The organism is Sphaerisporangium sp. NPDC005289 (assembly GCF_040607455.1).
Taxonomy (GTDB): domain Bacteria; phylum Actinomycetota; class Actinomycetes; order Streptosporangiales; family Streptosporangiaceae; genus Sphaerisporangium; species Sphaerisporangium rhizosphaerae.
Window position 1 is genome coordinate 77,070 of record NZ_JBEXGS010000005.1, and the last position, 12,218, is coordinate 89,287.

General features: G+C 70.2%; 11 protein-coding genes. 5 read left to right on the forward strand and 6 right to left on the reverse strand.

The window, feature by feature from the left end; all coding sequences use genetic code 11:
• The first annotated feature begins 194 nt into the window (after window positions 1-194).
• Window positions 195-1,115: a DNA-processing protein DprA gene (locus ABZT47_RS11140; protein ID WP_354838947.1), complete on the forward strand. Its 921-nt coding sequence runs from the start codon at window positions 195-197 to the stop codon at window positions 1,113-1,115.
• Between the two features lie 127 nt (window positions 1,116-1,242).
• Window positions 1,243-1,851, forward strand: a complete 609-nt coding sequence (locus tag ABZT47_RS11145; protein WP_354838950.1) for a phosphoribosyltransferase — start codon at window positions 1,243-1,245, stop codon at window positions 1,849-1,851.
• Between the two features lie 18 nt (window positions 1,852-1,869).
• On the opposite strand, the gene ABZT47_RS11150 is transcribed toward ABZT47_RS11145, so the two are convergent.
• From ABZT47_RS11150 to ABZT47_RS11175, 6 genes are all read right to left on the reverse strand, one after another.
• Window positions 1,870-2,631, reverse strand: coding sequence for a sirohydrochlorin chelatase (locus ABZT47_RS11150; RefSeq protein WP_354838953.1), 762 nt, complete (start codon window positions 2,629-2,631; stop codon window positions 1,870-1,872).
• 190 nt (window positions 2,632-2,821) lie between these two features.
• Window positions 2,822-3,550: a phosphoadenylyl-sulfate reductase gene (locus tag ABZT47_RS11155; protein WP_354838956.1), complete on the reverse strand. Its 729-nt coding sequence runs from the start codon at window positions 3,548-3,550 to the stop codon at window positions 2,822-2,824.
• A gap of 73 nt (window positions 3,551-3,623) precedes the next feature.
• A complete protein-coding gene (locus tag ABZT47_RS11160; RefSeq protein ID WP_354838959.1) occupies window positions 3,624-3,767 on the reverse strand; it encodes an Insertion element protein in 144 nt (47 codons plus the stop codon).
• A 40-nt stretch (window positions 3,768-3,807) separates the two neighbouring features.
• The gene (locus ABZT47_RS11165) at window positions 3,808-5,490 is read right to left on the reverse strand and encodes a nitrite/sulfite reductase (protein WP_354838962.1); all 1,683 of its coding nucleotides are present in this window, start codon (window positions 5,488-5,490) and stop codon (window positions 3,808-3,810) included.
• Between the two features lie 460 nt (window positions 5,491-5,950).
• Window positions 5,951-6,754, reverse strand: a complete 804-nt coding sequence (locus tag ABZT47_RS11170; protein ID WP_354838965.1) for a TIGR03084 family metal-binding protein — start codon at window positions 6,752-6,754, stop codon at window positions 5,951-5,953.
• 262 nt (window positions 6,755-7,016) lie between these two features.
• Window positions 7,017-8,219, reverse strand: coding sequence for a GntR family transcriptional regulator (locus ABZT47_RS11175; protein WP_354838968.1), 1,203 nt, complete (start codon window positions 8,217-8,219; stop codon window positions 7,017-7,019).
• Window positions 8,220-8,384: 165 nt separating this feature from the next.
• Here ABZT47_RS11175 and ABZT47_RS11180 point away from each other — a divergent pair, with 165 nt between their 5' ends.
• The 3 genes from ABZT47_RS11180 (at window position 8,385) to glyA (ending at window position 12,068) form a co-directional block, all read left to right on the forward strand.
• Window positions 8,385-9,494: an FAD-dependent monooxygenase gene (locus tag ABZT47_RS11180; RefSeq protein ID WP_354838971.1), complete on the forward strand. Its 1,110-nt coding sequence runs from the start codon at window positions 8,385-8,387 to the stop codon at window positions 9,492-9,494.
• 198 nt (window positions 9,495-9,692) lie between these two features.
• Window positions 9,693-10,703, forward strand: a complete 1,011-nt coding sequence (locus ABZT47_RS11185) for a YihY/virulence factor BrkB family protein (protein WP_354838974.1) — start codon at window positions 9,693-9,695, stop codon at window positions 10,701-10,703.
• Window positions 10,704-10,814: 111 nt separating this feature from the next.
• Window positions 10,815-12,068 carry a serine hydroxymethyltransferase gene (gene glyA, locus ABZT47_RS11190; RefSeq protein WP_354838977.1) on the forward strand — a complete coding sequence of 418 codons (1,254 nt, stop codon included), beginning with the start codon at window positions 10,815-10,817 and terminating at the stop codon, window positions 12,066-12,068.
• The last annotated feature ends 150 nt before the right edge of the window (window positions 12,069-12,218 follow it).

The following is a 12,218-nucleotide window of genomic DNA, read 5'->3' on the forward strand; positions in this document are numbered from 1 at the left end:
CTTCCAGCGCAGAGGCGCCGGTGGATTCTGTACGTCCCGGCAGAAGACGCGGCGGCCAGGAAGTTCCTTCTCCGGCACGACTACTCTGCCGGAGATCGCGGCAAATCCGGATGGCCTCACTTCGAACATATGTCCGGAAAATCATGGGGCGATGCTCTGGGTGCGTGTTCCGGTTGACCGGTAGCATCGGAGACATGGTTCCGGAACAGCGTGAACGTGCCGCTCTCGTGGCGTTGTTGCGGCGGCCCGGGGCCAAGTGGCAGGACATCGCGCTTGAGGTGCTGGAGACCGGCAGCGCGGTGGCGGTGCTCGAATCCAAGCTCAGACTGCAGGACGCGCTGTTCCCCGAGACCGATCCCGTCGTGTCTTGCATCGCCGACGCGGCTGAGTTGCTGCACGCATGGGAAGCGTCCGGCATCGGGGTTCATGCCTGCTTCGATCCTGATTATCCGAGCCAGCTCCGCAGCATCCATCAGGTACCACCGTTGCTATTCTCCCGGGGCGCTCTCACCCACGATCGGCGAGCGATCGCGGTGGTGGGCACTCGCAAGGCGAGTGAGCAGGGTTTGCGGGTCGCCTCCGCGGTGGCGACTGAGTTGGCTCTGAACGATGTGACGGTCGTCAGTGGCCTTGCCAAAGGCATCGACACTGCCGCGCACACGGCCGCACTCAAGGCGCGCGGTCGTACTGTGGCCGTCATCGGAACGGGCATCAACCGTTTCTATCCGAGCGAGAATCGCCCCTTGCAGGAACAGATCACGCGTGAAGGTGCGGTGATCAGCCAGTTCTGGCCTGACTCGCCGCCGAGCAAGCAAAGTTTCCCGATGCGCAATGCCGTGATGAGCGGTTACGCGGCGGCCACAGTGGTCGTGGAAGCACCTTGGAAGAGCGGAGCACGGATCCAGGCTCGACTGGCGCTCGAGCACGGCCGGCCTGTCGTAATGCCCGATCAGCTTCTGGAGCACGATTGGGCGCGAAAGTACGCGGAAAAGCCCGGCGTGCACGTGGTGTCCAGTCTCAGCGAGCTACTCTCGATCGTGGAGCAATTGATCTCGAATCTGCATACCGGCCCTGACACGCTTCCGGAGGCCCCGCACCTTGCCTGGAGCAGTTGATCCCTGGGCAGCCGTTCGCGCTCGCGTTGCTCAGCAAGCTCACTATCTCCGCAATCCGCTCAGGCCCACGCCTCAAGTCTGCTACGTGTGCTGCGGTCCCGCCAACCCCGGCTGGAGCCGCTGCTACATGTGTGACCAGCACTTAAGGTTCGGTCAGTCGTGGGTCGCCGACATCGTGGTTCCCATCTCCTACGCCGTCAAGCGAACTCAGCACGCTTATGGCCTGGCGGCCTACAAAGCGGCTGTTCCGTCGCCGGAGATTCAGACCAATCTACTCAACCTGCTGTTGTACTTCATGGTGGATCACATGGGGTGCGTAGCGGAGGCCGCGCGCGTCACCCAGTGGAGTCATGTGGCCGTCGTGCCGAGCACAAAAGGCCGGTCGGGTGAGCATCCGCTGAGGGCGCTGCTTGGTGATCGGGTGGGGCTGCCATGGGTTGATTTGACGGTCAACCCAGGCATCTCACCTGACGTGCGGCAATTCCGTAAGGACTGGTTCAAGGTCCCGGGTGAGGACGTCAAAGGCGCTCATGTACTTCTGCTCGACGACACCTGGACCACCGGGTCCCGCGTCCAGTCGGTGTCGTATGCGTTGAAGGCGGCGGGCGCCGCAAGGGTCGCGGCCATCGTGCTGGGCCGTCACGCGAATCCTGAATGGGATGGCTGGAAGCCGATTCTCGCAGAGATCAAGGATAGGCCCTTCCGCCTGGATGACTGTCTGATCCACGAGCGGTGAAGTACGGCGGGGACGCCGTCAGATGCCTGCTGATGTGGAAGTTCTGGCCTGGAAGGTTCGCATCACAGCATGCGCGTAGCGTTCGAGGAGGATGGTGAGCAGTTCCGGGGCGGCCCCCAGCGGGTCGGCCACCGTGTGGGCACCCGCTCGCAGGGTGGTCCTGCGCACCTTGTCCGCGAAATGGCCGGGGGCGAGCAGGTAGGGGGCCACCACGACGCGGCTCGCCGCTCGACGTAAGCCGGACGGTAGCCCCTGGCCGTTCAGGAGCTCACGCACTGCGTCCTCGGGCGTGGGGGAGGAGGCTGAGGCGTAAGCGGGGGTGACCGAGTGCCAATCGCGGTAGCGGGCCCATTCACGGGCCACTTGGGCGATCACGGCGTTGGCCCGTGGGTCGCTGGAGCCCGCGGAGACCAGCACCACGGCGGTGTCCGGGGAGCCGATCTCTACCCCGACCTCGGTCAGCCGCCGCTCCAGGGCCGCGATGAGCAGCGGATGCGGGCCGAGCGCCGCTCCTTGGCCGACGCGGATCCCCGGCCGGGTCACGACGATCTCTCGGAGTGCCGCGGGGATGTCGACGCGGGTGTGGTAGGCGTCGGTGAGCAGCAGGGGGAGGACGACGGCCTCGTCCAGAGAGGCCAGCACCTCGGGCAGGGACGGCCGCGCGTGGTCCAGGTAGGCGGCGTGGACGGCCAGGCCGGGGCGGGCAAGGCGCACACGCTCCAGCAGCGCCTCCACCGTGGCGGTGGCGCGCGGGTCGCGTGACCCGTGCGCCACCGCCACCAGCGGCGGGACACGCCCTTGGAGGACGATCGGCAGCCCGTGCCGGACCTGGATCCGGAAGGGGCCGGGAACGGTGTTCAGAACCGGGCCTCGTGTGCGGTCGGTCGCGGGTCGTGGCGGGCCCGCGCGTCGGATGGGCGGTCTGTCGGAAGGTGGACGAGCGGTCGGTCAGAGGTGGACGGGCGGTCTGTCAGAGGTGGATGCCGCACTCGGTCTTGCCGAGGCCGGCCCAGCGGCCGCTGCGGGGGTCCTCGCCGGGGGCGACGCGGCGGGTGCAGGGGCCGCAGCCGATCGACGGGTAGCCGTCGTAGTGCAGCGGGTTGATCAGCACGCCGTTGTCGGACATGTAGTTGTCGACGTCGTCCTGCGTCCAGCGGGCGATCGGGTTGACCTTGACCATCTGGCGCTTGGCGTCCCACTCCACGACCTTGGTGCCCGTCCGGCTGGGCGACTCGTCGCGGCGGATGCCGGAGATCCACGCGAGGTAGGGCTCGAGCGCGCGGTTCAGCGGCTCGACCTTGCGCAGGTAGCAGCACAGGTCGGGGTTGCGGCCGTGCAGGCGCGGGCCGAGGTCGCGGTCCTGCTCCTCGACCGTGCGGGACGGCTTGACGTTGATCACGTTGACGTCGTACACCTGCTGGACGGCGTCACGGGTGCCGATGGTCTCGGCGAAGTGGTACCCGGTGTCGATGAACAGCACGTCGACCCCGGGCTTCACCCGGCTCACCAGGTCGATCAGCAGGGCGTCGCTCATGGAGGAGGTGAGGCACAGCCGGTCGCCGAAGGTGGCCGCGGCCCAGCGGATGATCTCGCGGGCGGGGGCGTCCTCGAGGAACTGGGCGGCGGACTCGACGATGCCACGCAGGTCGAGCACGCCGCGCTGTCGTTCCAGTACGGCTTCGATCTCCACCAGTGTCATGACTCGCTCACTACTCCTCGATCTTCAGTGTGTGCGGCCGCCGGGCGCGGGGGCGCCCAGGACTCACCGCCGTTCATGAACGCACGCCGATGCCGAGGAACCTCAGCTTGAAGGCGCGGGCGCACGAGCGGCAGTACCAGCCGCCGTCGCCCTCATAGGGTTCGAGGTCCTCCTCGCCGCAGTACGGGCAGTGGAAGGGGACCGCGCGCTCGCTCACGCGTGCCTCCCCTCACCCGCGGCGGGGGCGCCGGGGGCCCTCACGTGAGGTCCGCCTCCTCGGCGCGCTGGACCCAGTCGGCGAAGGTCTCCTCGTCGTCCCGCTGGCTCTGGTAGTTCTTCAGGACGCGCTCGATGTAGTCCGGCAGCTCGTCCGCGGTCGCCTTGAGTCCTCGGACCTTGCGCCCGAACCCGGGCTTGACGCCGAGCGACCCGCCGAGGTGGATCTGGAAGCCCTCCACCTGGTTGCCGCCGGCGTCGACGACGAGCTGGCCCTTCAAGCCGATGTCGGCCGTCTGGATGCGGGCGCAGGAGTTCGGGCAGCCGTTGACGTTGATCGTGAGCGGCTCCCCGAAATCGGGCAGGCGGCGCTCGAGCTCGTCGATGAGGTCCGAGGCCAGCCCCTTGGTCTCCACGATGGCCAGCTTGCAGAACTCGATGCCGGTGCAGGCCATCGTCTGGCGGCGGAAGGTGCTCGGGTTGACCTGCAGGTCCGCGGCCTCCAGGTCGGCCACGATGCCCTCGACCTTGTCCGGCGCGATGTCCAGGATGACCATCTTCTGCTCGACGGTGGTGCGGACGCGGGCCGAGCCGTACCGCTCGGCGATGTCGGCGATCAGGTGCAGCTTGTCGCCGTCCAGCCGTCCCACCTTGGGCGCGAAGCCGACGTAGAAGTTGCCGTCCTTCTGCGGGTGCACGCCCACGTGGTCGCGCCGGCCGCCGCGCGGCGTCTCGGGGGCGGGCCCGTCCGGCAGCGGGTAGCCGAGGTACTCCTTCTCCAGCACCTCGCGGAACCGCTCGACTCCCCAGTCGTTGACCAGGAACTTGATGCGGGCGCGGTGACGGAGCCGGCGGTAGCCGTAGTCGCGGAAGATGCCGATCACCCCGGCCCACACCTCGTGGACCTGCTCGGGGCGGACGAAGGTGCCAAGGCGCTTGGCGAGCATCGGGTTGGTGGACAGGCCGCCGCCCACCCACAGGTCGAAGCCCCTTTCGCCCTGCTCGTTGACGACGCCCACGAAGGCGATGTCGTTGATCTCGTGCACCGTGCAGTGGGCCGGGCAGCCGCTCATCGCCGACTTGAACTTGCGGGGCAGGTTCGAGAACGCCTTGTCGCCGATGTAGCGGGCGACGGTGTCGTCGATCTGCGGCGTCGCGTCGATCACCTCGTCGGCGTCGATGCCGGCCAGCGGGCAGCCGAGCATGACGCGCGGGGTGTCGCCGCAGGCCTCGGTGGTCGACAACCCGACGGCCTCCAGGGCCTCCCAGATCGCCGGGACCGCCTCGACCTCGATCCAGTGGAGCTGGATGTTCTGCCGGTCGGTGACGTCGGCCGTGCCCCTGGCGTAGGTGTTGGCGATGTCGGCGATCGTGCGGAGCTGCTCGAGGCTCAGCTGGCCGCCGTCGATGCGGACGCGGAGCATGAAGTAGCGGTCGTCGAGCTCCTCGGGTTCGAGGATCGCCGTCTTGCCGCCGTCGATGCCCGGCTTGCGCTGGGTGTAGAGGCCGAACCAGCGGAACCGGCCGCGCAGGTCGGCGGGGTCGATGGAGTCGAAGCCCTGCTTGGAGTAGACGTCGATGATCCGCTGACGGACGTTCAGCCCGTCGTCGTTCTTCTTGTTCTCCTCGTTCTTGTTGAGCGGCTCGCGGTAACCGAGAGCCCATTGACCTTCACCACGCGGGCGCTTGTGGTGGCGGCTGGCAGGCCGGGGCGGGCTGGTCATGGGGCGTCCTTTGCCGAGAATGGTCGTCGGATCGCACGGACGCTCGTGAGCAGGCCGCCTGACGTCTCATGATCTGAGACGTGAGCGCATGAAAAAGGACGCCTGTCACGGGCCCGAGCTGGCGAGAGTCAACAGGGGGCGACGGTCAACAAGCGTCACAACAGATGGCACTGCGGACACGCAGGAAATCGACGTGACGTCGCACGACGAGAAGCGGGTCCGCTGGCATGTCCCAAACGATACCCGGCGTGTGGGCGATGTCCAATATCGGGTCCACACTTTGGGATATGGTGCCCCTTTTGGCTGGGGTCTCCGTCCCCAGGTAGGGGTTGCCGCCCACCCCAGAAGGGGTGCCGGCCGCGGTCACGCGGGGCCCCCATCGATCCCGGTCACGCGAGGGTCCCCCTCGGCCCCGGTCATGCGAGGGTCCCCCGTCATGCGAGGTCCCCGTCGGGCGCGGTCACGCGAGGGCCCGCGCCCGGCCGGGCGGGCGGCCGTCGCCGGGCGGGCCGGCGAACGCCTGGGCGACCGCCGTCCAGGCCCCGGCCGTGTCGCCGCGCACCTCCAGTGAGGTGTCGGCCAGGTCGCAGCGCTGGGTGACCAGCAGGCAGAAGTCCAGCACCGGGCCGCGCACCAGGTCGGCCGCATCCTCGGGACCGCTGGTCCACGGCGTGCCGTCCGGCAGGGTCAGCTCCACCCGCACCGGGTCCCGCGGCGGCGCGAGGCCGCGGACGGTGAAGCCGTACGGCATCGCGCGCACGCCGAGGGCGGCCACGTGCCGCAGCCGGGCCGTCGGCACCCGCGCGATGCCGAGCGCGTCGGCCACGTCCTGGCCGTGCGCCCAGGTCTCCATCAGCCGGGCGGTGACGAAGGACGCGGCGGACATGTCGGGCCCGTACCACGGCAGCCGCTCCTTGGCGTCGAGCTTCCCGAAGGCGTCGAGGCTGCGGGCGCGCGCCGCACGGAACCAGGCGAGCACCTGGCCGGGCGACAGGCTGCGTGCCGCGACGGCGATCTCGTCCACCGCGGTGTCCCCGCGGGCCGTCAGGGCCGGCAGCGCGGCGCGGAAGCACTCGGGATCGGTGGCGGCCGTGGTCGCCGCGTCGTCGAACCACGCGAGGTGGCTGATCTGGTCGCGGACCGCCCAACCCTCGGCGGGGGTCGGCAGCTCCCAGCCCGCCGGGTCCAGTGTCCGGATCATGGCCGTGAGCTCCGCGCCCTCCGCCCGGAGATCGGCCAGCAGCTCGGGCATGGAGACGGCCACGGGCACCTCCGCTTCGCATGTGCTGGCGTCAGCGTAACCGAGTGTTGTTCTGGGAGGAACAGGAGGAGAATGGGGCAGGTGATCTGCGAAGAGTGCAAAGATCACCGGCACGACGACTGCCGGGGCGGCTCCTGGTGCGATTGTCAGCACCGGCCCGCCGACGAGCCGCGCGAGAGCGTTCTCGTCTGGTCCCACACCAGCTAGCACGCAGCCCCGGTGCGCCTCCCGCGCATTCCGACCCGCCGGCCCCACCCCGCGTGCTCTAACGCGAGGCCCTCGCGTCCGGCGCGTTCGAGCCCGCGGCCTCCGCGTCCCGCGTGCCGGCATCGGCGCCCGGCGCCCGCCCGAGGAAGACGGCCAGCCCGTCGAGCAGCATGCGCAGCCCGAGCTCGAAGATCGCGTCGAGGTCGAGGTCGTAGCCGCCCTCAGCGAAGGCGGCCATGAGCCTGGCGAAGGCCGGATGCCCCCCGCCGGCGGCGATGGACCCCATGGCGGGGCCGTGCAGATCCATCCACTCGTCCTCCGACAGCCCGGTGGCGGCCAGGGCGTGGGCCTCCCGCTCCAGGTGCACGGCCAGGCCCTGGACGTACCCGTAGAGCAGCACCTGCAGGTCCAGCATGGTGGAGGCGGTCAGGCCGTGCTCTTCGAGCGCGCCGAGCATGTGCTCGCCGTGGGTGAGCAGGTTGGGCAGCGGCAGCGGCCTGGTGAGCGGGCTGAGCTGGGCCAGCCAGGGGTGGCGGCGGTGCAGGCCCCACAGGGCGCGGCCGCTCTCCTCCAGCCGGGCCCGCCATCCCGCCGGGCGCTCGGGCGGGTAGGAGTGCTCGCCGAAGGCCGCGTCGGCCATCAGGAGCGTGAGCTCGTCCTTGCCGGGGACGTGACGGTAGATCGACATGGTGGCAACGCCGAGCCGGGCGGCGACGCCCCGCATGGACAGCGCGTCCAGCCCTTCCGCGTCGGCGATCTCGATCGCCGCCCGCACGACGCGCTCGCGCGTCAGCTCCGGCTCACGGTGCCCGGCCTGTCCGGGCGCGGGGGACGACCGCCCCCCGCGGGGGATGCGGTCATGCCCTGGACGGGCCGCGCGAAGGGTGCGGTTGCGGTCATGCTCCGGACCGGCTTCGCGAAGGGTGCGGTCATGGGCCGGACCGGCTTCGATCAGGGCGTTTTCGTGTCCCTGGTGGGCACCCTCGGCCCCGTCCCCGCCGGAGCCGCGCGCCGCGGCCGGGCCGGGCGGGGAGTCCTCGCCGGCGTGGGGGGCCACGACCGTGCCGACGCGGGGGAGGGCGCTGACCACCCCCTCCTGCCTCAGCGTGGTCAGCGCCCTGGTGGCGGTGGCGAGCGCCACGCCCCACTGCCGGGCGATCTGCCGGGTCGACGGCACGCGGTCGCCGGGCGCGAGCCGGCCCTCGGCGATCTGCCGGCGGATGTCGGCGACGATGCGCCGGTACGGCGGCTCCACGGTCACGGCCCCTCCACCTCCCCATCTGTACTAGGACAGACGTTAGCAGACCGCGACTGGCATGTCCGCTGTACTAGTACATAATCCCAGGTGACGGGCTTGTATGTTCTCATGCGTACGTTGTACATTCACCTTCGCGTACAACGTGACGACATGACGAGGAGACATCAGATGACCACCGTGCTCATCTCCGGGGCGAGCGTCGCCGGGCCGGCGCTGGCGTACTGGCTGCACCGCCACGGCCTCACCCCGACCGTGGTCGAGCGCGCGCCCGCGCCGCGTCCCGGCGGCCAGGCGATCGACGTCCGCGGCGTGGCGCTCGACGTGGCCGAGCGCATGGACATGCTGGAGCCGCTGCGCCGCGTGCGCACCCGGATGCGCGGCATGTCCGTGCTCGACGGCGACGGCGCGGAGATCATGCGCACGACCGAGCACACCTACAGCAGCGGCCCGCTGGACGGCGACGACATCGAGGTGCTCAGGGAGGACCTCACCGGGCTGCTGTACGAGCGGACCGCCGCGAGCACCGAGTACCTGTTCGGCGACTCGATCGCCGCGCTGGAGCAGGACGAGCACGGCGTCCGCGTGGAGTTCGAGCGAGCCGCGCCGCGCACCTTCGACCTGGTGATCGGCGCGGACGGGCTGCACTCCACCGTGCGGCGGCTCGCGTTCGGCCCGGAGGCGGGCTTCACCCGCCACCTCGGGATGTACGTGGCCGTCTTCACCGCCGAGAACCTGCTGGACCTCGCGGACTGGCAGGTGTGGATCCGCGACGGCGACGCCGGCGGCGGGATCTACCCGGCCCGTGGCAACACCGAGCTGCGGGTCAACCTGGGGTTCGCCTCCGAGCCGCTCGCCTTCGACCACCGCGACCTCGACGCGCAGCGCCGGATCCTCGCCGAGCGGCTCGGCGGCATGCGCTGGGAGATCCCGCGGCTGCTCTCGGCCATGTGGAAGGCGCCCGACTTCTATTTCGACGCGATGGCCCAGATCCACCTGCCGTCCTGGTCGCGCGGGCGGATCACCTTGGCCGGCGATGCCGGCTACTGCGCCTCGCCGTTGTCGGGCCAGGGCACCAGCCTCGCCCTGGTGGGCGCGTACGTCCTGGCGGCCGAGCTCGCCGCGGCCGACGGCGACCACCGGCGGGCGTTCGCCCGGTACGAGCGGCGCATGCGCCCCTTCGCCGAGCGCAACCAGGCGCTGGCCACCGAGAACCCGGGCGGCCCCGCCTCCCAGGAGTCCGTCGACCTGGCCAAGAACGCCATCGCGCTGGACGGCTGATTCTTGTTGCGACCTCGCGAGACTTGAACGGCCGTTGACCTGCGCTTTCACCACCGTTTCCGGAAATGCGCCGGATACCATTGAAGGTCGCCCATGCCGGGACAGATAGGACGGCACTTCACGGGGTAGACGCCACGCAAGGAGATCGTTACACGGTGGGGTCGTGGTAGGGCCATGTTGCGAATACCTTTGGATGCCATGACGTCCACCGGCGCTCCTGCCAGGTCGCCCGGTCCCTCCGGCCGCACGCCCCGCTGGAGGTTGGTCAGGTCCCGGGCCAAGCGGAACGCCGCCGCCGGGCTCTCCGCCGTGCGCGGGTCCAAGACCTGGGGCAGCCTGCGCGAGACGCGGCTGTGGGCGCTGGTGCGCGCGACCACCGTGGCCGGGTTCAACTTCCGCGTCACCGGCCTGGCCGGGGAGGCGGCGTTCTTCGCCCTGCTGTCGCTGCCCCCGTTCGTCCTCGGGCTCATCGGCCTGCTCGGGCACATGAGCGGCATCCTCGGCCCCGGCACCGTGGCCGAGACCCGCGGGTGGGTGCTGCGGCAGTCGCAGCTGCTGTTCACCGGCAACACCATCGAGCGCGTGGTGCGGCCGCTGCTGGACGACGTGCTGCGCGGCGGCCAGGTGTCGCTCATCTCCGTGGGCTTCCTGCTCGCGCTGTGGTCGGGCTCGCGCGCCCTGTTCGTCTACGTCGACCTGATCTCCATCGCCTACGGGCTCGGGGAGACCCGCGGCATCATCCGCACGCGCATCCTGTCCTTCGGCCTGTACCTGGCGGCGCTGCTCATCGGCCTGATCGTCATCCCCGTGCTGGTGGTCGGGCCGACGATCCTGTCCAACGCGCTGCCGCAGTACAGCGGCCTGGTGAGCGTGCTGTACTGGCCGGTGGTCACCATCGGGTCGGTGCTGGTGCTCACGCTGCTGTACCACGTGAGCGTGCCGGTGCGCACCCGCTGGTGGCGCGAGGTGCCCGGGGCGGTGCTGGCGCTGGTGATCTGGATCGCCTGCGCGGCGGTCCTGCGCGAGGTGCTGGCCGCGTGGTTCACGCCGCTGTCGATCTACGGTTCGCTGGCCGCGCCCATCGCCGTGCTGCTGTGGCTCTACATCACGGCGCTGGCGGTGCTCATCGGGGCCACGCTCAACGCCGAGGTCGACCGGTCGTGGCCGGGTGGCGGGCTCGGCAGAAACGGCGAGTCCGCTATCGTCTAACCGTCGGAACGCGACGTGACCGGCGCGTCTGGGTGGGGGCTACCACCAGGGAGCGAAGAGGTCGGAGGCCGGGCGCCTGGGTCTCCGCCGGAGCCAACGAAGGGTAGGGCCATGAGTTCTCTTGCGGACGTCGACCCGGAGATCGCCGAGTTGATCAGAGCGGAGGAACGCCGTCAGGCCGACACCGTCAAGCTGATCCCCTCGGAGAACTACGTCTCCCGGGCCGTTCTCGAGGCCACCGGCACCGTTCTCACCAACAAGTACTCCGAGGGCTACGCCGGTAAGCGCTACTACGAGGGCCAGCAGGTGATCGACCAGATCGAGACCCTGGCCATCGAGCGCGCCAAGTCGTTGTTCGGCGTGAACCACGCCAATGTGCAGCCGTACTCCGGCTCCCCGGCGAACCTCGCCATCTACATGGCCTTCCTGAACCCGGGCGACACCGTCATGGGCATGGGCCTGCCCTTCGGCGGCCACCTCACCCACGGCTGGTCGGTCTCGGCCACCGGCAAGTGGTTCACCCCGGTCAGGTACGGCGTGCGGCAGGACACCGGCCGCATCGACATGGACGAGGTGCGCGCGCTCGCCCTCGAGCACCGTCCCAAGCTCATCTTCTGCGGCGGCACCGCCATCCCGCGCACCATCGACTTCCCGGCCTTCGCCGAGGTCGCCCGGGAGGTCGGCGCCGTCCTGGCCGCCGACATCGCCCACATCGCGGGCCTGGTCGCCGGCGGCGCCCACCCCTCGCCGGTGGGGCACGCCGACGTCATCTCCACCACCACGCACAAGACGCTGCGCGGCCCGCGCGGCGCCATGCTGATGGCCACCGACGACGAGCACGCCAAGGCGCTGAACAAGGCCGTGTTCCCGGGCCTGCAGGGCGGCCCGCACAACCACACCACCGCCGCCATCGCCGTCGCGCTGCGCGAGGCGTCGGGCGAGGACTTCAAGACCTACGCCCACCAGGTCGTCCGCAACGCCAAGGCGCTGGCGGAGGAGCTGGCGGGCCGCGGCTTCGAGCTGGTCTCGGGCGGCACCGACAACCACCTCATCCTGATCGACCTGACCTCCAAGGGCGTCGCGGGCAAGCCGGCCGCGCAGGCCCTCGACCGGGCCGGGCTGGAGACCAACTACAACACCGTGCCGTTCGACCCGCGCAAGCCCTTCGACCCCTCCGGCCTGCGCATCGGCACCCCGTCGATCACCAGCCGCGGCATGGGCGAGAGCGAGATGCGGCAGATCGGCGCGTGGATGGACGAGGTCGTCACCGCTCTGGCCAAGGGCGACGCCGAGGAGGTCATCGCCCGCGTCCACGGCGAGGTCAGCGAGCTCACCGCCAAGTTCCCGGCCCCCGGGCTGAGCTGAGCCGCCCTCCGGCGCCGCGCGGCGCCGGAGGTTAAATGTGTTGCCCTGGTGAGCCGGGCCCGCGATATGGTGGGCCCGGCTTCGCCGTTGTGGGACGGCGGCATCATTCGGCGGGAGGTGAGGATCATGCGGGTCTTTCTAGGCATGCCC

Excerpts from the sequence above, each read along its gene's own strand:
- ABZT47_RS11180 (WP_354838971.1), top strand. The coding sequence starts at position 8,385 with ATGACCACCGTGCTCATCTCCGGGGCGAGCGTCGCCGGGCCGGCGCTG.
- ABZT47_RS11165 (WP_354838962.1), bottom strand. The coding sequence starts at position 5,490 with ATGACCAGCCCGCCCCGGCCTGCCAGCCGCCACCACAAGCGCCCGCGT.
- ABZT47_RS11145 (WP_354838950.1), top strand. The coding sequence starts at position 1,243 with ATGTGTGACCAGCACTTAAGGTTCGGTCAGTCGTGGGTCGCCGACATC.
- glyA (WP_354838977.1), top strand. The coding sequence starts at position 10,815 with ATGAGTTCTCTTGCGGACGTCGACCCGGAGATCGCCGAGTTGATCAGA.
- ABZT47_RS11155 (WP_354838956.1), bottom strand. The coding sequence starts at position 3,550 with ATGACACTGGTGGAGATCGAAGCCGTACTGGAACGACAGCGCGGCGTG.
- ABZT47_RS11185 (WP_354838974.1), top strand. The coding sequence starts at position 9,693 with ATGACGTCCACCGGCGCTCCTGCCAGGTCGCCCGGTCCCTCCGGCCGC.
- ABZT47_RS11140 (WP_354838947.1), top strand. The coding sequence starts at position 195 with ATGGTTCCGGAACAGCGTGAACGTGCCGCTCTCGTGGCGTTGTTGCGG.